The organism is Sporomusaceae bacterium ACPt, from assembly GCA_041428575.1.
In the GTDB taxonomy this organism is placed as follows: Bacteria; Bacillota; Negativicutes; order Sporomusales; family Sporomusaceae; genus Sporomusa_D; species Sporomusa_D carbonis.
In genome coordinates this window covers 307,912-327,059 of record CP155570.1, presented here as the reverse complement: position 1 = coordinate 327,059, position 19,148 = coordinate 307,912, and the positions used below count along the sequence as shown (strand labels likewise).

At 45.9% G+C, this 19,148-nt stretch carries 20 protein-coding genes; 2 read left to right on the top strand and 18 right to left on the bottom strand.

Going from position 1 to position 19,148, the window contains the following annotated elements; translation table 11 throughout:
• Nucleotides 1–5 precede the first annotated feature (5 nt).
• The 14 genes from cas1c to SCACP_RS01405 all read right to left on the bottom strand — a co-directional run bounded on the left by cas1c (nucleotide 6) and on the right by SCACP_RS01405 (nucleotide 13,704).
• Nucleotides 6–1,037, bottom strand: a complete 1,032-nt coding sequence (cas1c, locus tag SCACP_RS01470) for a type I-C CRISPR-associated endonuclease Cas1c (RefSeq protein WP_425059685.1) — start codon at nucleotides 1,035–1,037, stop codon at nucleotides 6–8.
• A complete protein-coding gene (gene cas4, locus SCACP_RS01465) occupies nucleotides 1,034–1,729 on the bottom strand; it encodes a CRISPR-associated protein Cas4 (protein WP_425059684.1) in 696 nt (231 codons plus the stop codon). The genes cas1c and cas4 overlap by 4 nt, the downstream gene beginning before the upstream one ends.
• A complete protein-coding gene (cas7c, locus tag SCACP_RS01460) occupies nucleotides 1,726–2,598 on the bottom strand; it encodes a type I-C CRISPR-associated protein Cas7/Csd2 (protein ID WP_425059683.1) in 873 nt (290 codons plus the stop codon). The genes cas4 and cas7c overlap by 4 nt, the downstream gene beginning before the upstream one ends.
• Nucleotides 2,595–4,391 (bottom strand): type I-C CRISPR-associated protein Cas8c/Csd1, encoded by a 1,797-nt coding sequence (gene cas8c / locus SCACP_RS01455; protein ID WP_425059682.1) that lies wholly within the window; start codon nucleotides 4,389–4,391, stop codon nucleotides 2,595–2,597. Before cas8c ends, cas7c begins: the two co-directional genes overlap by 4 nt.
• Nucleotides 4,388–5,047: a type I-C CRISPR-associated protein Cas5c gene (gene cas5c, locus SCACP_RS01450; protein WP_425059681.1), complete on the bottom strand. Its 660-nt coding sequence runs from the start codon at nucleotides 5,045–5,047 to the stop codon at nucleotides 4,388–4,390. The genes cas8c and cas5c overlap by 4 nt, the downstream gene beginning before the upstream one ends.
• 48 nt (nucleotides 5,048–5,095) lie before the next feature.
• Nucleotides 5,096–7,345: a CRISPR-associated helicase Cas3' gene (gene cas3, locus SCACP_RS01445; protein ID WP_425059680.1), complete on the bottom strand. Its 2,250-nt coding sequence runs from the start codon at nucleotides 7,343–7,345 to the stop codon at nucleotides 5,096–5,098.
• A 19-nt stretch (nucleotides 7,346–7,364) separates the two neighbouring features.
• Nucleotides 7,365–7,937, bottom strand: coding sequence for a 3'-5' exonuclease (locus tag SCACP_RS01440; protein ID WP_425059679.1), 573 nt, complete (start codon nucleotides 7,935–7,937; stop codon nucleotides 7,365–7,367).
• A 222-nt stretch (nucleotides 7,938–8,159) separates the two neighbouring features.
• The gene (gene gltA, locus SCACP_RS01435) at nucleotides 8,160–9,542 is read right to left on the bottom strand and encodes an NADPH-dependent glutamate synthase (protein ID WP_425059678.1); all 1,383 of its coding nucleotides are present in this window, start codon (nucleotides 9,540–9,542) and stop codon (nucleotides 8,160–8,162) included.
• Nucleotides 9,542–10,420 carry a sulfide/dihydroorotate dehydrogenase-like FAD/NAD-binding protein gene (locus SCACP_RS01430; protein ID WP_425059677.1) on the bottom strand — a complete coding sequence of 293 codons (879 nt, stop codon included), beginning with the start codon at nucleotides 10,418–10,420 and terminating at the stop codon, nucleotides 9,542–9,544. Before SCACP_RS01430 ends, gltA begins: the two co-directional genes overlap by 1 nt.
• Before the next feature lie 112 nt (nucleotides 10,421–10,532).
• Nucleotides 10,533–11,180 carry a hypothetical protein gene (locus SCACP_RS01425; RefSeq protein ID WP_425059676.1) on the bottom strand — a complete coding sequence of 216 codons (648 nt, stop codon included), beginning with the start codon at nucleotides 11,178–11,180 and terminating at the stop codon, nucleotides 10,533–10,535.
• A 14-nt stretch (nucleotides 11,181–11,194) separates the two neighbouring features.
• Nucleotides 11,195–12,163, bottom strand: a complete 969-nt coding sequence (locus SCACP_RS01420; RefSeq protein ID WP_425059675.1) for a DUF1858 domain-containing protein — start codon at nucleotides 12,161–12,163, stop codon at nucleotides 11,195–11,197.
• A gap of 89 nt (nucleotides 12,164–12,252) precedes the next feature.
• Complete coding sequence (locus SCACP_RS01415; protein ID WP_425059674.1) at nucleotides 12,253–12,654, bottom strand: carboxymuconolactone decarboxylase family protein; 402 nt, start codon at nucleotides 12,652–12,654, stop codon at nucleotides 12,253–12,255.
• Nucleotides 12,655–12,749: 95 nt separating this feature from the next.
• Nucleotides 12,750–13,433: a Crp/Fnr family transcriptional regulator gene (locus tag SCACP_RS01410; protein WP_425059673.1), complete on the bottom strand. Its 684-nt coding sequence runs from the start codon at nucleotides 13,431–13,433 to the stop codon at nucleotides 12,750–12,752.
• Nucleotides 13,434–13,530: 97 nt separating this feature from the next.
• Nucleotides 13,531–13,704: a DUF362 domain-containing protein gene (locus tag SCACP_RS01405; RefSeq protein WP_425059672.1), complete on the bottom strand. Its 174-nt coding sequence runs from the start codon at nucleotides 13,702–13,704 to the stop codon at nucleotides 13,531–13,533.
• Nucleotides 13,705–13,930: 226 nt separating this feature from the next.
• Between SCACP_RS01405 and SCACP_RS01400 the strand changes: the two genes are divergently transcribed.
• Both SCACP_RS01400 and SCACP_RS01395 read left to right on the top strand, forming a co-directional pair.
• Complete coding sequence (locus SCACP_RS01400) at nucleotides 13,931–15,481, top strand: glycoside hydrolase family 26 protein (RefSeq protein ID WP_425059671.1); 1,551 nt, start codon at nucleotides 13,931–13,933, stop codon at nucleotides 15,479–15,481.
• A 135-nt stretch (nucleotides 15,482–15,616) separates the two neighbouring features.
• Nucleotides 15,617–16,225 (top strand): hypothetical protein, encoded by a 609-nt coding sequence (locus tag SCACP_RS01395; RefSeq protein ID WP_425059670.1) that lies wholly within the window; start codon nucleotides 15,617–15,619, stop codon nucleotides 16,223–16,225.
• A gap of 63 nt (nucleotides 16,226–16,288) precedes the next feature.
• Here the strand turns inward: SCACP_RS01395 and SCACP_RS01390 are convergent, their stop codons facing one another.
• The 4 genes from SCACP_RS01390 to SCACP_RS01375 form a co-directional block, all read right to left on the bottom strand.
• Nucleotides 16,289–16,639 carry a hypothetical protein gene (locus tag SCACP_RS01390; RefSeq protein ID WP_425059669.1) on the bottom strand — a complete coding sequence of 117 codons (351 nt, stop codon included), beginning with the start codon at nucleotides 16,637–16,639 and terminating at the stop codon, nucleotides 16,289–16,291.
• A gap of 5 nt (nucleotides 16,640–16,644) precedes the next feature.
• On the bottom strand, nucleotides 16,645–17,304 hold the full coding sequence (locus SCACP_RS01385) for a hypothetical protein (protein ID WP_425059668.1): 660 nt from the start codon (nucleotides 17,302–17,304) through the stop codon (nucleotides 16,645–16,647).
• 215 nt (nucleotides 17,305–17,519) lie between these two features.
• Nucleotides 17,520–17,660 (bottom strand): hypothetical protein, encoded by a 141-nt coding sequence (locus SCACP_RS01380; protein WP_425059667.1) that lies wholly within the window; start codon nucleotides 17,658–17,660, stop codon nucleotides 17,520–17,522.
• A 264-nt stretch (nucleotides 17,661–17,924) separates the two neighbouring features.
• Complete coding sequence (locus SCACP_RS01375) at nucleotides 17,925–19,148, bottom strand: radical SAM protein (protein ID WP_425059666.1); 1,224 nt, start codon at nucleotides 19,146–19,148, stop codon at nucleotides 17,925–17,927.

The following is a 19,148-nucleotide window of genomic DNA, read 5'->3' as shown; positions in this document are numbered from 1 at the left end:
CCCCCTCATTTCCAGAAAAATGGTGGATAGTCTTCTAAATCCCCCCTCAGATGCCTGGCCAACAACAGAGCCTGGACGTACGGTACAAGCCCTAATGGAATCTTTTCTTCCAGATATGGATGCGTAATCTCTTCTTGCTTCCTTTTTTGCCAAGCCGTCAAAACTTCTTTGCGTGTTTCATCTTCCATAATGACAGCGCCGTTTTCTTTTACAATAAAACCATCTGCTGAAATCTGCTTGCGATTAATCAGTGTCACAGCCAATCGGTCAGCAAAATGAGGCCGCAGTTCTTCCATCACATCCAAAGCCAAACTTGGGCGCCCCGACCTTTCTCGATGTAGAAAGCCCACCTGCGGGTCTAAACCGACGCTTTCTAACGCTGCCACCACATCATGGGTAAGCAGCGTATACAAAAACGACAGCAATGCATTAATGTTATCAGTTGGTGGACGCCGGTTGCGGTTTTCCATGTAAAAGTTTTCTTTCTGACTTAACACCAGTTGATTGAAGTTAGAGAAGTAAATTTGGGCGGCTTCCCCTTCAATTCCACGTATTACATTACCATCAGGCGCTTTTTCCAACCGGTCTAGTGTTCCCGCTAACCAGCGGAGAGCTTTTTCCAATGAGTTTTGATCAACAACTTCTTTATGATCCCGCAACACACGGTGTAAAAGCGCCCGGCTGTTGACAATTTTAGCCGCGATAAACCGTTTAGATAATCGGGCGGATATGGAAGGGTCATCGGCCCATCGATATTGAGCACGTCTAAGTAATACATTGCCAGATATACCACCTGTTACCCGCCCCATAAACTTCCCGTATTCCGTCAAAAAGGAAAGTGCCACACCACGTTCACAACATAAGTACATGAGTTTAGGACTAGCACCAGCAAAACCAAAACAAATAATACTTTCCAAATTGTGGACAGGAACCCGGAATTTGATCTCATCTTTAACTTTGACAAGCACGTTTTCACCATCGCATGCCAGGTAGGCATCAGGCATGGTTACGTAAAGTGTATTGAGAAGCCGCCTCACAGATTATCAACCTCCATACGGCACATGCGTACCAAATATTTCTCTACCGGGCGGTGACGCAGCATCCAGTAAGGTTGACAATCTTCAACAAGTGAACATTGCGAGCAACGTTTCCCTTTTTGGGCCTTGGGTGTTTGTCCGTCTTGCACAAGCTGATGCATCCGCCTGGCAAGATGAGTTGTATATTGTCTAAGCCGTTCATCAATAGTGATTGTTTGCCGGTGCTTTGTCTCGCCATAAAAGATGAATGCCGATGGAATTAATATCTGCATCATTTCTTCAAGCGCCATAGCTTGAGCACAAAGCTGAACAGCATCTCTATCATCCGGCTTTGGTTTGCCCCGCTTGTATTCAACAGGAACAGGGCGCCACCACCCCTCACGGCCTTTCAGCCGGCATGTTTCACGGCTGGTAAATTCTTTATTCCAGTGAAATTCAACAACATCGGCCACACCGCGAAGTCCAAGATTTCGCGAAACGACCGGCATACTTCTGACAATCCGCACGGATTTGCGACTTTCGTCTGCAAACTGGTCATCGACTCGCTCATGCAAATGCTTGCCTTCTATTGTCCGCACATTCTCCGACCAGGCCTGTTCAATATGGATGAGCGCCCATTGCCGTTCACAAAAAGCCATATGTTGGATGCCGGAGAGAAGGAGAAAATCGTCTTCAGGAATACGCTCTATCATCGTACTATGATTGTAACTCCATCAGGTTTGTCACCATAATTAATATGGATGCTGTAATCAGCAAAGGCCCGGGGAGGCTTGGTCACGTCATTGCGTGTCACAGTCACCAGATCAAACAGTTTATGTGCGGGAGCATTGCCTAATGGTGTTGCATGTTCAAAAATCACTAACTCTCGACTGGACATTTTACCTCTGGCAGCCGAGTGATCATGATCAAACATATTTATGAGCGCACTCCAGAAAAGTTCTAAATCGTCTTCGGAAAAACCGGTTTTCTTTGCCAGTGGGGCTGAAACATATCCCTCCGCACGGTAGAGCGCATAAGGAACAATGTGTTTACGACCCATTGTCCGTTCCTTGTCTGCATCCTTTTCATTAGTAACTGCCATACGTGTAATCGTTACTTCTTGAGGTACAATAGGATCTAAACTCTTAGCAAAGCCAAACTGTATGGGTCCGCGTACTTGACCACAATTAACTTCTGTTGCCATGACTGCGCCAAAGGCACGAATATCATAAAAACGGTTGCACATGTAACTAATAATTTCTTTAGCTTGATTAGTATCTTTGGGCAACTTTTTAGGTTCGGGTTTAATATTCTTTTCTTTATAAGCTTCCGCATTTAAAAGGTTTAATACAGCATTTTCCCGCACATAGATATCAAAATGTTCCTTATCATTTTGTGCTAAATCAATGTAATTCCGGACTTTCCGCTTGAGGCATACGTCTGTAACAAGTCCTTGACTGGTTTCTGGATCAATGCGGGGCATATTTCCGGCATCCGGGTCACCATTGGGATTTCCGTTCTCCACCTCGAAAAAAAGAATAAATTCATAACGTTTATCTAATGTCTTGCTCATCATCATCATCCTTTCTTTTCTTCTTGATTGATTTCATTTTTAGCATAATTGGCCTGATTTTGATGGTAGTAGCCCAAAATAAATTGTCCCTGGTCTTCCAAGTTCAGATGCGATGGAAATACATCCAACCGGTTCATTACATCCTGGATCTTCCGGTCTGAACTATTACCGTACTCTGATTTTGCTATATGATGACGGGATAACCGCAACAGCAACGGGAAAACTGAAGCCGGCGTTGCCGATGCTGCCCCAAAGTAACGATCCCTAATAGTAGCATTGATTTGATTTCCTAATGCGTCTTTCTGTACTTTTTCCAGTAAAGAGAAAAGCCTACCCAATTGATATGCAGTATTAGCATTATCATCATTTAAACCCACAGTAATCATTGCCTCCCTTTCTGTCTGACCCTGTATCCGGAAATTTCTAGCTAAAAAGGCTTTAATAAGAGCCGCCCGGATTATTGTAACTCCACCGTGTTCACCGCCGGTCCGGCAACGGTTCAGCGCCAGGTTGTACATAGTTTTGGGATACATTTGCCCGGACAGAATACTTTTAATAAACTGTCCCCCCAGAAGCGGCGGAATATTTTTCGTATCCTCCTGTACGGCGATCGCTTTTAACACCTGCCATGGCGGTATCATGCCGCCGAAACGTCTGATACCGATAATTTCCATATCCTTATAATGCTGTGCAATTTTTCCTAACACTTCTCCAAAATTGCTAACCTGCCAAAAACGCACCGAAAGCCGGGCAGCATTAGGAGCAAGTCCTAACAGATAGCATCGCGTTCCCGGATCGAACACGGCATCTTTAACCAGTACACCGGATTTTGCACGCTCCAGAATCGTTTTTGCTTGCCGGACGGCGCTGTAATCAAGGTGCCGTTTTTCGGCATCTTCTGCCGATGTAACAAGGACAGGGTCTAAGCTCCAGGCTAACGCTGTTTCTTCGGCTTTACCGCCTTTTTTATCTGCCCAGAATACGATAGTCGTATCTGAAATTCTCACCCGGTTGGTGGTGCTGGCAATCAAGTAATTTAAGGCGGTAGCATAGGCGAAGGCGGCTTTTTTACTTACAGGCGCATTGAAGCTTTGTGACTTGCCGTAGGAAGTGAATGCGTCTGCATTAAAAGAGACAACGGCTGCACCGCTCGTTTGGGCACCCACAACACCTTTAACCAGAGGATGAATTCGGGCAATTGGCAAGATATCACCTGTTATAAGACATTGCGCCGTTATATCATCGGACTTATCTTTTGCTCTAAGCTGCCACGCATCTCTGATCTTTGGCGCTTCATGAACATATCTCATAGCACCATCTAGCTTGAACACTATATTACTGCCACCTAGAAGATCATCTAGCTTTTGCATAAGACAGGGATTAGACAAAGCAATCTCCGGGTTCCATTTTTCTAAAAAACTTTTAACTGCTGTAGCTTCTTCACTTTGAATTCCAGTCAGAAATAATATGTTCTTTTTTTTGAAATCCGCATATTTCTCCGGTGAAGTCCCGACCTTGTTATGTTTTGTCCGCTCCAGCCCCACTACATATGCAGCGTTATCGCAAAGAATATTGGCAGAAACTCCTGATGTCCGAGTAACTTGTTCTGGCACCAGCAATGTCTTGGGGAGAGTTTTTTTGCCTTTTATATCTGCGATTTGCCAAACGTCCACCATATTTCCCTTTTCATCAATCACCAAGACGTGCGATACCTTGGCGGAGCTATATCCCGGCGGCGCAACACCTGATTTTTCATCCTCGATTAGTCTATGATAATGCTCGTTCAATGCCTGTAGAATCAACTTCTTTCCCCCTTGGTTAACCGGGTATCCACAATACCGTTTTTCATGGTAGGACGGAAAAAGATGGGCTGCATATCATTGGCAAAATCAATATCCCAAAGCATCCAGCCCAGATCTTGTTCGCCCGTTAAAGGCGATTGACCAACTTCCCCTTCCAGTAATTCAAAATTTACCGGAAACTCGCGGCATCCGAAATAGGGACGCATATGACATTGTCCTGCCCGTGCCCGGCGTGTAAAAATATCGCAGTGTTTACCCGGATTGTCACCTGCACCAGCCCTTTCCGTCATCTCAAAATGAGCCTCAATAACATACTCGACATCCCGCAGCACCAAAGCAGCCCGTTGCTGACGTTCTTCTGCTTGTGCCGCATATTGATGAAGGTCGATCTGTCCTCCTTTCATCGCGGTTTTAATATTCCTTTCGGAAATTTTGTGTGCTACCTCGTTTCTGCGAATTGAATCAAACTTGACAGGCTTCATCACATGAATACGATCAATTTGCCAGCTAATGGCGGGCTTCCAGTGAATCGCTTCCAATATTCCCCGCGCTGCTGATGGAGTCATCACATCATAACTTACTCTTTCCGCTTTCATCTCTGGCCGCGTAAAACAGGCATAGTCACCCCAGACTCTGAGCTTAACTCCATACCCCATAACTTTCTCCTTTCTGAATTTATTTTCTAAGCATTTACACCAATACCATTAATACAGCAGTACTTCCGTTGGCGCCTTTACTTCCTTCGCGTCCTTCAATCCAAACTGGCGGTCATAAAAACTCCGGTCACTTAGAAAATTCATAAAACCGCCTATGCTTTTTATGACATTTTCTTTTACCAATGCCGCCAATTCATGTTGATATACTTGAACAACATATGGTTGCAGCAGTCGTGCTTTGCTTGCTGGAAAAGGATGGTGCTCTGCTTCTTCCATTAGTGTCTCGGCATGCTCGTCCCATGGAATCACTACCGGAATGGTAGTACTATCAATCAACTGAAATTCATTACCAATCGTGGCAAATGGGAATGCAAGGTTATCGCGACCTTCCTCAATCATTCTGAGAATACCCTGAAGGTCCAAATGATCTTTTTCAAGCTCAAATAACTGTTGGAAGTAGTATTCTATTGCTTTTAGTGACAATAGTTCTCCATCAAACTTTTCCACCTGCCTCATTGTGCTGCGGGCTATACCGGCAACTGCCGAGAATCGCCCTTTCTCTGGCATGCCATGTTTCTCTGGTTTAAAGACAACGACATGACCTTCTGCTATCCGACCTTCCCGGTTGCAGCGCCCAGCTGCTTGCGCAATAGAATCAATACCGGCCTCAGAGCGATACACTGCTGGAAAATCAACATCTACTCCTGCCTCGATAAGCTGTGTAGATACTACGCGGCATTCTCTGCCATCTTTAAGAGCCTGCCTGATTTCAGCTAACACTATTTTCCTATGAACTGGGCACATCCTCGCCGACAAATGGTATGTCCCCTCGGCTGTCTTCTGTTGCAACTTATTGAACAATAACTGCGCATGCCGCCGAGTATTAACAATGGTAAGCACTTGCAGTTTTTCCGCCATTGCTTCCGCCAGTTCCTCATCTGTCATTTCACCGCTATATTGAACAGTCACTCGCTTAAAAACCTTTTGCAGCTCACGGGGGTTGTCCATAATTTCCAATGGTTTCAGATTTCCAGGAATCAAATTATTCACCGCAGGCTGTGTAGCGGTACATAGTACTACTGTTACTCCATAATTGAGCACCAGTTCTGCCAGTGCCCACAAACAAGGCTTCATATATTCGACTGGCATCATCTGCGCTTCATCTAATATGATTACACTGTTGACCATATTGTGCAGTTTCCGGCATCGTGCCCCTTTATTAGCATAAAGTGATTCAAAAAATTGCACAGCCGTAGTAACAACAACAGGCATATCCCAATTTTCTGCAGCCAAACGGTGCGCCTTTTCTTTCTGATCCCAATCATCGAAAGATTCATCAGGATATTCAAAATTGCTGTGATGTTCAAGAACAACACTGTCATTTTGCAGATCATCCTCCAGCGCCTCCCGGAACACCTCGGCATTCTGTTCGATGATGCTGGTATAAGGAATAACATAAATTAGCCTGTCTTTATTATACTTGACCGCATGCTTTAGCCCGAAAGCTAAAGATGAATACGTCTTTCCGCCACCGGTCGGAACGGTCAGCGTGAAAAGACCTGGTTCAGCCTCCGCCATTTTTAAACACCTTGTCAAGATGTTCTGTCGAGCACTGTTAATGGGTGATGGATTTTGACGAGTGCGTTCGTTTAGTTTTTCCAATTTCTTTCCCAATCTTTGAAACAAAGTCAATAAAGATACCTTCGCAGGCCTTGTCTGAAACTTCTCCGGATTCATGCACCGTTCAGTATCCAAATAATCGGCATCAACCAAACAAGAATAGAGCATCCGAATACAGAAAGAAAAGCTAAACGCCCTCATAGCCGCATTTTTGGTGTTGGGCATGTTCACTAAATCCTGACTGCATAGCGTGGGGATTTCAATTTCTTTTGCATAAGCTTGGTAGTTTGGTATGTCTTTCTTCTCCAGCCGTTCCGGTAAATTTTTCGGATCCCCTCTATTTCCGTCAGGCAACCCGCCATGGTGTCCCGCGATGGTAAAAGCCAAAGCCCGGCCAATTGTTTTCCCAAATCTTTGGTATACCTCTTGTGCACCCGCAGTAGCATGATCCACTTTTTGCGACGAGCCATCTAGCCTTTGTTGGAACTGATTAGAATACTTGCCAAGATCATGGGCCAGTCCAATAATTTTTCCTAGTTTTTCTGCACCAAATTTGGCTGCCCTTTCTTCAGACAGTCGCGCCACTTCATTCAGGTGGTCTTTCAATAATTGCCACTCTGCTTTAGGCAATATTTCCTTTGTCAGTAGATTCTCTTTGGTATGTCCATAGTAGATCAATCAGTTCATCACCTCCTTGTCAACATCCACTATCAAAAAGGTTCATATTTTCCGGCAAGACTGCATTGGTTACACCTCTAATCTCAATATTCTCCCAGCCCGCTCGTAGTATAATCTCGGCACAAGCGTTGGCGTCACTTGACGCATCATGATGATTGAGTTCAATATTCAAGTACGCTGCCACTGTCGAAAGATTATGATTTCTCAACTGTGGCCATGCTTTTCTGGCTGCACCCAATGAGTCGACCACGTTAAAGTCAGGTATTGGCAACCGATAGTATGCCAATGTAGCGGTTAAAACCGATATATCAAATTCAGCATTATGCGCTGCTACTATTTGATGCTCTATATAGGGTTTGACTTCTAACAACCAAATTTCATCAAAAGTCGGATGATCTCTAACCATGCTATAAGTAATCCCGTGAAGACCGGAAAAAGTGAATACCTTAGTCGGCGGTCTGATAAGCCAGGACTTCCGTTCAATAATTTGCTGGTTGTTCACAACCGCAATTCCAAGTTGGCAGGCACTATGTTTATTGTAATTTGCGGTTTCAAAATCAATAGCAATAAAACCTTCATTCACAGTTGTCATTCCTTCGTCGATACGATTAAGTAATTGATATACCCTTGTCATATAATCACACAATGATATTGTAATAGGCTATATTATAACTTACCATATTAATACAAAAAATCCTTCATATTCCAAGAAATCTATAAGAAATTTAGTACTGAATTAATACTAAAAGAATCTCTTGACTCTTCGATAGAGCCAAGAGATTCTTTTTTATATCCAAAAGTATGCAGACGTTGTTTAGCCCATAATCATTTCGTCAATGGCCTGGGCCGCTTTTTTCCCTGCGCCCATGGCGAGAATTACTGTAGCGGCGCCGGTTACGGCATCGCCGCCGGCATAGACGCGTTCGCGACTGGTAAGACCGGTTTCTTCGTCGGCGACAATGCACTGCCATTTGTTGGTTTCAAGACCTTCAGTTGTCGAGGCAATAAGCGGATTGGGCGACGTGCCGAGCGACATGATGACAGTGTCAACATCCATAACAAACTCGGAATGAGGAATCTCAACCGGTTTTCTCCGGCCTGAGGCGTCAGGTTCGCCGAGTTCCATTTTAATACATTTTAACCCTTTAACCCACCCTTGATCATCAACCAGGATTTCCGTCGGATTGGTTAAGACGTCAAAGATAATACCTTCTTCTTTGGCATGATGCACTTCTTCTGCACGGGCCGGCAATTCTGCTTCCGAGCGGCGGTAAACAATATGCGTTTCGGCGCCAAGACGGGCGGCTGTTCTGGCAGCATCCATGGCTACATTGCCACCGCCTACTACAGCTACTTTTTTACCAACTTTGATCGGGGTTGAGTATTCTTCCCTAAACGCTTTCATCAGATTGTTGCGGGTTAAAAACTCATTGGCTGAAAATACGCCATTGGCGTTTTCCCCGGGAATGCCCATGAACTTGGGCAGACCGGCGCCTGAGCCGATAAATACGGCGTCAAAACCTTCCTCGTTTAACAGTTCATCAATGGTTACCGTCTTGCCGACCACAACATTAGTCTCGATGTTAACGCCCATTTTCTTGAGATTTTCAATTTCGGTTTTGACAACTGTTTCTTTGGGCAGGCGAAACTCGGGTATACCATATACCAATACGCCGCCCGGCTCGTGCAGGGCTTCAAATATGGTAACGGAATAGCCTTTACGGGCCAAATCGCCGGCACAGGTAAGTCCGGCCGGCCCACTGCCGATGACGGCAACTTTTTTGCCGTTGGGTGGGGCTACTTCGGCGGTATCGATCTGATTTTCGCGCGCCCAATCAGCCACAAACCGCTCAAGTTTACCAATGGCGATGGCATCCCCTTTAATCCCCAGAATGCACTTGCCTTCACACTGGTTCTCCTGCGGACATACGCGGCCGCATACGGCAGGCAGCGCACTGGCCTTAGCGATAATTTTAGCCGCTTCGGCAATTTCGCCTTTTTTGACATGACTAATAAAAGCGGGAATATCGATAGCCACCGGACAATTGCCCATACACTTGGCATTTTTACAATTTAAGCACCGGGCGGCTTCGGCCATAGCCTCTTCGAGCGAATAGCCCAGACAAACTTCTTCGAAGTTAGTAACACGTTCTTTCGGACATTGTTCCCGTACCGGCACTCTGGCAGCTCTACCCATTATTGTCTACCTCCACAGCAGCCGCCGGTATGGCTGGCTTTTTCCAGTTCCAGCATATAGCGACCTTCTTCAGTCTTGTACATAGCCTGACGGCGCATGGCTTCGTCAAAATCGACCAGATGCCCGTCAAACTCCGGTCCGTCTACACACGCGAATTTCACTTGCCCGCCCACCGTGACGCGACAGGCGCCACACATACCGGTGCCGTCAACCATGATAGGATTTAAGCTGACAGTGGTCTTAAGACCATATTCTTTGGTCAACTTGGCCACAAACTTCATCATGATCATAGGACCAATGGCAATAACATGGTCATATTTTGCACCGCTGTCAATAAGGTCTTTTAATACTTCGGTTACAAGGCCTTTGCGGCTGTAGGATCCGTCATCGGTAGTAACATATACGTTGGCGCCCAACGCTTTTATCTCGTCTTCCAGAATTAAGAACTCTTTGGAGCGCGCGCCAATAATAACATCAACCTGAACCCCGCGCTTCTGCAGCCACTTTACCTGGGGATAAACCGGTGCAGTACCTACACCGCCGGCAACAAAGACAATCTTTTGCTGTTTTAAGGCTTCAATTTCTTCGTGGATAAATTCAGAAGCTTCTCCTAACGGTCCGGCGAAATCGGCGAAATAGTCGCCGATGTTCAACCAGGCCATCTCGGTTGTCGACCGTCCCAGTGTCTGAAATACAATTGTAACTGTTCCCTTAACGGCGTCATAATCACAAATGGTGAGCGGAATTCTTTCGCCCTGTTCGTCCATTTTGACAATGACAAACTGGCCGGGTTTGGCGGATTTTGCTACCCGGGGAGCTTTCACGTCCATCAGATAAATTTGCGGTGCCAACTGCCGTTTTTCGACGATCTTGTACATCTCAACCTTCCTTTCCTACTGCAAATAATGCAACATCGTAAACATTGTGAATTATATCATAAATACCCCGAAATTGGGAATAGGAAAAGCCGCAGCTACTACTGCGGCTACATTACACCCGCGTAATTTGGTATTTTATGTCACCTGATTTAACCAGAGCGAATCCCGGATTGAGCGCATTAACAAAGGCCGTAAGCCATTCCTGATAAAGTTTCTCCATCAGCTTACTATCAGCCCCCGCCCGCTTCCAGTTAGGTTCCTGCAGGCAAACGCCGCTTTCCCAGGCAATTTTATCAGGAGTATTTTCGACAATAGTGTCAGCTTGATCACAAGGCATCCCGTTCAAGAAGTAATCGTTCAGTGCTTTGTAGATGCCAGGAGCTGTTGTTGTATCATATTTCTCCTGAGCAGCGGCATGACGGGCGCAGTGAACGCCGTGCTCTCTGAATGCTTTTTGCGCGACATCAACAGCGGCATCGCCGCAGCTGTCAACGATAGCTTGAATAAATGCGGCTTCCCGCGATTCGGCAATATTAATCTGACGCTGCAACCAGCCATGAATATTGCTTTGGTCTATATGCTCGCTAAGATCAGTATCAGGCAGCGGCTCACCGTAGCTTTGCCAGGCCTGGGAGCGGGCCTCCTCAGCCGTTCCCCCGCATAAAATTTCGGCTCCTTCATAAATCATTTGCTCGCGTTCGATAACGCGGCGGATTTTGCTGTATAACCAATAATGAATCGGCGCTAAAAAGGCGCTCATGTTGTTCCCTCCTGTTAGTTATTCGCCGGAACTACTTTATTAAGCGCAGCTAGGAGTTCAGGGAGGTCAAGACCGTGAATTTCAGCCGCTTTGCTAACAGCTTCGCCGGTCGAGGACGGACAGCCCAGACATCCCATGCCAAAAGACCTGAATACCGGGATGGTCTGTGGATAAACCCGGATAATATCGCTAATCACGCTATCGGCTGTAATCGGATCGCCAAACACCAGTGTTCCTTCGGTTAAGCCGCCGGGTACCGGAACAATTTTTTCACCGGCTTCAGATTGCGGCACTTTGGGCTCAGTGACCGCGCTTACTTGCCCGTAAAATTCGGCCAGGACATCAGCTTTAAATTTCTCAAAGCCAATACGCTCAATAAACTGTCCGATGCGTTCAATATCAGCATGTTTCTGATAATAGAGCATGATGATATCAACAAGCCTCAAGGTATCGTCATAGTTAAGACCTTCTATTAATTTGTCAGCCAGCCGGGGATGCGAACCGGCACTGCCGCCCACATAAACATCCCAACCGTCGTCAGTGCCAATAACGCCGATGTCTTTAATAACAGCTTCCGAGCAAGAGTTCGGACAACCTGATACACCCAGTTTGATGCGGCTTGGCATTTCTTTCTTGATATAGCGTTTGTCCAGTTCCAAACCCAGTTTGATGCTGTCTTGTTTCCCCCGTTTGCAGAAGGCAATACCCGGGCAGATTTTGACGCTGCGCACACAGTTGGCGTAGCCAAGGGCAGGCTGCATCCCAAGTTCCTGCCAGATGTCCTCAATATCTTCAGCCTTAAGTCCGGTAATCATAATCCGCTGGGCAGACGTCAGCTTCATGGTCCCGCCGTATTTTTTGGTTACGTCCACATATTTTTGCATAACTTCCGGCTTAATAAAGCCGCCGGGCAGATGGGGGGTAATAGCATAAGTTCGTTTTCCGTCCCGGATTTTTTGCAGATTGGCGCCTTTGGGCAGCATAACTGCCACCTCCTTTATTTTTATCTGTAATTGATCTCGCAATAGTTTGTCATACTCACCTATATTTTTAACTAAAACAACCGCACTTATTAATGACCGCCCTGTTCGCCGTCACGCTTGACAGTGGCATACACCGTATCCATAAATTTGATCAGCGGACTGAGCTTGACAATGGTATGGGCGCCTTTCATCCATACTTGCTGGCGGAACACCTCGATAATTTCTTCGCGGGTAGCGCCATGATTCAAAGCCTTTAACAGTTCCAGCTTGGCGCGCACATCATCATCGCCATATACTGCCGTAGCCAAAGCGATAAGGTAGCGATATTTCAGGGGGATTACACCTTCACCCCAAATAATATGGTGGTATTCACTGATTATTTTTTGCATATCTTCGCCTAAATCGCCGGCTCCCATACCGCAAGGCGGCACAAATCCAAATTGTTTTTTGAACTCGGCAATCATTTGCTGTTTATCAAAATGAGCAGCCATAGAATTTCCTCCAATCAGTTCTTTTCGTTAAGTTAATTGTAGTACAGATTACAGGACGATTCACTGGCAGGCGTCACAGAAAAGTGTGATATTGGTCACAGTTCCTGGTAATGTTTGAGTTTTTGGGGGTTTAGAATTATGATCTGCTGGTCGGCAAAATCAATAACTTTGTCCTTTTTCATTGAGCTCAATACCCGGCTGACAGTCTCGCGAGTTGTTCCGACCAGGTTTGCCAAATCCTGACGGGTCATATCGACATCAATCTGTACACCACCCGGAATTGGCCGCCCATACTGCTGAGATAACCGGATGAGTATTTGCGCCGTGCGGGCAAAAGTATCCGATAACGCCAGTGTCTTAATCTTCATCTGGGCGTGCAGCAGTTTTTTATTCATAACTCGGATAATGTGGAGCGCAATCCGGGCATTACCGGCTACCACTTTTTCAAGGTCAGCGTTTTTAATAATGCCAATAACCGAATCTTCAAGGACTACGGCGGTAGCAGGATACGGACCGCGGTTAAAGAGCAGCACTTCGGCAAAAACCTCGCCCGGTCCGAGGATATTAATAATATGTTCTCTGCCATCCTGCGCCATTTTAACAATTTTCACTTTGCCGCTTTTGACATAGTGGAAGCCTTCACCCGGTTCGCCTTCCATAAAAATAATCATATTCTTTTTATAACGGCGCTCAACAGTCACGTTGTTAATTGCTGCCAAATCATTGGGCGCCAGTTCTTCAAAAATAGGTATGTGTTTTAAATACTCAAATTCCAACATGCAAATTTCTCCCCTCACAATAGCATTGAAAAATATGCTTTATATGTAAAAGTCCAGCTCGTAAGCTGGACTTTACCGGTATCAGAGGCAAACCTGCCTACTCGCCGGGGCTGATGGCGCCTACCGGGCACACGGCGGCGCATGCGCCACAATCAATACAGAGCCCGGGGTCAATAGCGAATTGGGTGTCCCCCTCGGAAATGGCCCCCACCGGACAAACGGCAGCGCAAGCGCCGCACTTGATACACTCGGAATTAATTTTATGTGCCACTTTCTTCCCTCCTTTGTCCGCCGCCTTGAACAGACAGCCTCAAGCTGAATATACTCCAACCTGCCAGTCGTGTCTGTGATAAAAACCATGGTTACAATGCGGTTTATATGTAGTATCTACAGTTATCGCCGGTTTTAGGACTTATAACTATTAAGAAATCATCTATTTTTTACGATGTTATATCATTAAGTATTTTATTTCGAACTGCTATACAAGGAGCCGGGTTATGCGCAACTTTTACCGCATATTCATAGTAATATTCATAACAGCTGTTTTAGCCAGGCCAGCCAATGCCGATTCCATAATCAACGGCGATTACGTAACCTTTGCGGCCGGCCCTGACGATGATGTCAAAGTCACTTGTTATGTTGACAGCCGTTACGAACGCTTAACCGACTATGCCAACGGATATTCCCTGCTGGTTCCCCACAATGTAACGGTGAACGCCCATTTGTCACCGGTGGTGACTGTACTGGCTAATGATACCCTGCAAATTGAAATATTTTATGACAACTTTGCCGGCACACAAACAACTGTCGAAGACTACATAAGTTATGGCAACAATTTTATTAACAATACCCGTGATCATCATGTGCTGCTTAATGAAATATATAACCAGAACGGATTTAAAATCCATATTTTAAACTGGACAAGACGTAAACTGCAGCATGTTCCCAATGACAAAAACTACTATTCCAGTATTGAAATTATTAAAAATCAAAACGAAGTATATACAGTTTTTATCAAATCCAGCCAGCCGATTGAGAACGCTAAAGAAATTGCCGACAGCTTCAGACTGACTGACCGCCGCGGCCAACCCCGGTTTACCCTGCCTGTCAGCCAATCTCATACACGGTTAAATTCCGAAACCCAGTCCTTCTATAATACCTATTTCGGCGTCACCAGTCCGCTCCGCTGGGGTATTTTCGAGCCTTCCGCCCCGCAAACCTTTGAAAAGCTCGACGAGCTGGAACGCCAGCTTGATTATACTTTTCCTATTTTAGTACGGTATCAATCTTTGGACGAAACTCTTCCCGTCCATGCTCTGGAAACAGCCTGCGAGCGCGGCCGGATTGTTGAGTTGACACTGCAGACCAGCCACTACTTCACCGATAATGCCGGTGTCATCTACGATATATTAGACGGTAAGTATGATGATTATTTTAAGTTGTATGCTGAGCAGTTGAAAGCTTTTGGCCATCCGGTGCTGTTTCGCCTCAATAATGAAATGAACGGTGAATGGTGCTGGTATTCAGCCTATTACTACGGCAAGGATGCCGAACTGTACAAAGCCGCGTGGCGCCATATCCACAGTATTTTTGACGATAATGGAGTTGACAATGCACTGTGGGTGTGGAACCCTCATGATTTATCATTCCCTGACTTTAAGTGGAACCACTACCTAATGTACTATCCGGGCGACGAATATGTTGATATTATCGGCTTGACAGGCTACAATACCGGCACTTATTTCGCTGGTGAAAAATGGCGTGAGTTTGACAGCATCTACCCCGGGTTGTATGCCGAATATGACCGGCATTTCGCCAAGCCGTTTATGATCACCGAATTTGGCTCAAACTCGGTCGGTGGCGATAAACCTGCCTGGATAAATAAAATGTTTAGCCAAATTAATCAATTTAGCAAATTAAAGGTAGCCATCTGGTGGAACAGTATTGATTACGACAAAACAGGTAACCCTGGTCGTGTTTATATTTTCGATGAAACCGGTGATACAATGAGTGCTTTCCGACAGGGACTTAAATCTTTCCGTCGATAGTTAATTCTTTTATAATAATCAGGCCTGGCAATCAACCAGGCCGTATTTATTTTCTGCTTGAACCAAAAGGTTTATGGGTTAACCTCTGTTCGCTCTCCGGCATACAATATATCAATATTGGAGGAGGTGGATATAATGGCCTTGTTCCGTGCCCATAAAAAATCGACAAAAGCCAAAGTTTTAGTAGAGACTGACCCGGCATGCCTGTCAGAAGAGTGCCCGCATAATCCGGATTTATTACTGCTCAGGGATGCCGCAGCTGACGAACGTAACGCCATTGCCCTTTATCTTAACGCGGCAAGGGCAACGTGCATGCCCCGGTTATTTCTCGATGTTGCTGAAGACGAAATGGAACACTATGCGGAAATCATGCAGGAAATCTCCCGTTTAGATCCGGTGCAGGCTGAATATTTCCGGGAGGAAGACCTTGATATGTTACTGCTAAACCGTACGGCATACCGGCCTAAACTTAAACCGGTTGTGGCCAAAGAGGAAGAAGCAGTTGACGTCCAAGTTACTCTGCCAGACCGTGATGACATGCCGACTGTTGATATTTTGACAAAAGCGCTTAGCGATGAGCTTCTGGCTGCTAACAAGTACCAGCGCTATATGCTAACTGCCGAAGATAAGGCTGTCAAAAAGTTATTCTGTCACCTGATGAATGAAGAAAAAGAACATATCGCGGAGTTTACTGCCGCTCTGTTTGAGCTTACCCATGAAGCATTGCCAGTGGAAACCGGTTAAAAGGTTTATTTTACATTCAAGCTTTGGGCCCGGAAGGCCCATAACTACTCCCGAACTCAAGACTCACTTATGTTTACCGTTTTGCGGTCCAGGCTGTTCGCCCGCCTGTCTGGATTTGGGTTTTTGCTCAACTGCTGTTAGTAATACCTGGTTACCCTGGCAGGAAACCTTAACTTGGTAATCGACAATCCCCTCTTTATACAAATTTAGTTTAAGTTCTAACAGCGCTTTACCTACTGCTTCTTTAAGCTCAGGTGTAAAATATGCACTGTTGATGTCCTCTGCCGGATCTTTTTTCATCACCTTGACCGACGACCGTACAGGTTCATCAGCAATATCAGTCTCGAATGTGGGCTGTTCCTGCCAGCCTCTAAGCATTTCTGCATCACTGAGGTTCTTTTTGATTTTGGCCACAATAATTACCTCCTAGCAAACGTAACATTAAAATCAGCCACAACGGCCGCTAAGATGTCGATCATCTCCTGACGGTAGTTTTCCCGCAGCGTGCGGGCAATTTCTACTTGAAAAGCGTTATAATTTTTCCCGTATCCCGGATAACTTCGTCCCTCGCCCCAGCGGTGGGAGGCAAGGGACTGATTCCCTACCCAATGCTTATCAAAGATAACTTTAGTCCCCGGTAAAACCTCCCGGACTTTGGCCTTCAGCAGTTCACCAAACCACTTTTTGACTCTGACTGAACAAGTCTTGCCGTAAATTGTTCCCACCTCAATACTGAACGGCCCGTGTGGCTGGTCTTTCATTCCATGAATACCGACATGCAGGTAGGGTCTGGTGAGACTTCGTCCGTCTGGCGCTAACAGTCCCATATTATGTAAAAACTGGCTAATAACAGCCCGGTATTCCCACACTGCTTCGTCATTCCCCTGGCCAGGCGGACGGTTAAGGTCAGCAATAGTACGGGAAACTGTGCCAATAATGCCGGCACAACCTGTTTTGGCCATAATTCCAGCCGCAATCTCATCAGTAAACCGGTCAGCTTGTGGCGAGGCGGCATGTACAGCGTCAACATGGCAGTAACTGCTGCCAAAATAGTATTTAATATAATTGCCGGTCTTCACAATTCCACCCCCTGCGCGTTTTTTCTTCGGCAAAGATTATCTTTTGTTTGACGTCAGTTGGCTATTCTACTAACCAGAAAATATATCCTCATGCTTGGCAACAACGCCGGCCAGGAAGATCTAAGGCTTTTTCTATTTCTTTACCGATCTAGGTAAATCCTGCTATATAAAAAAACAACCGGAAATTCAGATTTAACTGAAATTCCGGATATCCTTTACACAGTCCCAGACAGCCGTATAAGATTATAATCTACGTCGATATCAAGGCTTCCTAGCTCGTTGAATTCTCCAGGATGAACATTCTCTTTTACCGGTTTTGCCTCAATAAGACCTTTTAGTTTTTCAGACATAGCCACCAGCCCCCCCTCTTTGATATTTACAGCTTTACACACATTTTTGCGTATTAATTATTGTGTATACATCATACATCCACATATGTTCTTTGTCAAGGCATGCTTGTTATAATTTATAAATTATTTTCTTATCCTTTTCGACAATACTATTACACAGTATTAGTCTGTCTGAAACCAACGCCAAAAATGCAGGAACGTCCCGTATTTACGCGGGACGTTCCTGCATTTTTGGTACTTTGATATTTCAATTTCTTACCAAACCTTTTTCTAAATTTTTTCGGTGAAACTCCCCAGTCTGATGGCGGGAAATCTTTCGTTAATTTTATTTAGGAATCTTCTTACGCCTTGGGGTTTGCCGCCTGGCGGCATTACTGCCAAAAAGGTATCCGGATCAAAGTTAAGATTGCGCAGTTGAATCATGTCCACTCCAGTGGCAGCCAGGAACTCAAACCACGCCGCCTGTTCTTCCGGTCGGTCATTAAGGCCGGGAAACAACAGCATATTAAGTGCTACGTATACGCCGCGCTTTTTAGCGTAGGCAATCGAACGGCCAACGTCGTCAAGACTGTATCCGGCCCGGTAATAAGCCTGGTAGGTGGCAGGCAGAGCACTGATTATGCTCACCCGCATACTGTTTAAACCGGCGTCAACAATTGTTTTGATACCAGGGGTAAAGCCGGCATTAGTATTGATATTTATCTGCCCCCGGGCCGTCTTATTTCTAATAAGCCTGATGCCTGCGGCAATGGCTTCGGCGGCCAGCGATGGCTCGCCTTCACAGCCTTGACCAAAACTTAGGATGGGCTCAGGCGCTTGGGCAAGATGATATACACCAATAGCGGCAATTTCTTCAGGTGTAGGTGAAAAAGTTATGCGGCTCTGAGGAGCCGGACAGCACTCTGCCGGTTGGAGTGAAATACATCCCAGACAGTTGGCGTTACAAGCCGGTGAAACAGGAATACCTGCTTCCCACCGCCGGTAAAACAAGTTTTGGGCTGTGCAGCAGTGCCAAATAATCGAACAGTTAGCCAGATGGTCAACAAGGCGGTTATTGGGTAACTCCCGCTTTACCCGTGCTACCCGCTTCTTCAAATCAGGTGTGTTGTAGCGGTACGGGTGCCACTTGGTGTTCTCAGCCGTTTTTACAGCCGCAACGTATATTTCATCATTGAACAGAGCAGCAGCCGCATACCCGTAAAGCGGGAGCTGCGGCGCGTGCCGGCGGCACTCGTAAGCAGGCAATAGGGTGCGTGTATAGCCTACAGGCAGCATGGCCGCCACTGCCAGGCGGTTTTTGAGTTTCCTGGCAATGCCCCCCGCCATATATACCGCGTCCCGTTCAGGCAAAAACATGAGTTCGGCGCCTTCAGGCAGCGGAATCATATCTGCATGTTTTAGACCGGTATATTGGGCCCCCAAGCGGCCGGCCGCCTGATAACCGGGAGCGTCAAATATCGCGCCGTTTTTATCGGCATAAAGAACAGTAAACAT

Excerpts from the sequence above, each read along its gene's own strand:
- SCACP_RS01400 (WP_425059671.1), top strand. The coding sequence starts at position 13,931 with ATGCGCAACTTTTACCGCATATTCATAGTAATATTCATAACAGCTGTT.
- SCACP_RS01430 (WP_425059677.1), bottom strand. The coding sequence starts at position 10,420 with ATGTACAAGATCGTCGAAAAACGGCAGTTGGCACCGCAAATTTATCTG.
- SCACP_RS01425 (WP_425059676.1), bottom strand. The coding sequence starts at position 11,180 with ATGAGCGCCTTTTTAGCGCCGATTCATTATTGGTTATACAGCAAAATC.
- SCACP_RS01395 (WP_425059670.1), top strand. The coding sequence starts at position 15,617 with ATGGCCTTGTTCCGTGCCCATAAAAAATCGACAAAAGCCAAAGTTTTA.
- gltA (WP_425059678.1), bottom strand. The coding sequence starts at position 9,542 with ATGGGTAGAGCTGCCAGAGTGCCGGTACGGGAACAATGTCCGAAAGAA.
- SCACP_RS01420 (WP_425059675.1), bottom strand. The coding sequence starts at position 12,163 with ATGCTGCCCAAAGGCGCCAATCTGCAAAAAATCCGGGACGGAAAACGA.
- cas7c (WP_425059683.1), bottom strand. The coding sequence starts at position 2,598 with ATGATGATGATGAGCAAGACATTAGATAAACGTTATGAATTTATTCTT.
- cas4 (WP_425059684.1), bottom strand. The coding sequence starts at position 1,729 with ATGATAGAGCGTATTCCTGAAGACGATTTTCTCCTTCTCTCCGGCATC.
- SCACP_RS01440 (WP_425059679.1), bottom strand. The coding sequence starts at position 7,937 with ATGACAACTGTGAATGAAGGTTTTATTGCTATTGATTTTGAAACCGCA.
- SCACP_RS01410 (WP_425059673.1), bottom strand. The coding sequence starts at position 13,433 with ATGTTGGAATTTGAGTATTTAAAACACATACCTATTTTTGAAGAACTG.
- SCACP_RS01375 (WP_425059666.1), bottom strand. The coding sequence starts at position 19,148 with ATGTTTACTGTTCTTTATGCCGATAAAAACGGCGCGATATTTGACGCT.
- SCACP_RS01415 (WP_425059674.1), bottom strand. The coding sequence starts at position 12,654 with ATGGCTGCTCATTTTGATAAACAGCAAATGATTGCCGAGTTCAAAAAA.
- cas5c (WP_425059681.1), bottom strand. The coding sequence starts at position 5,047 with ATGGGGTATGGAGTTAAGCTCAGAGTCTGGGGTGACTATGCCTGTTTT.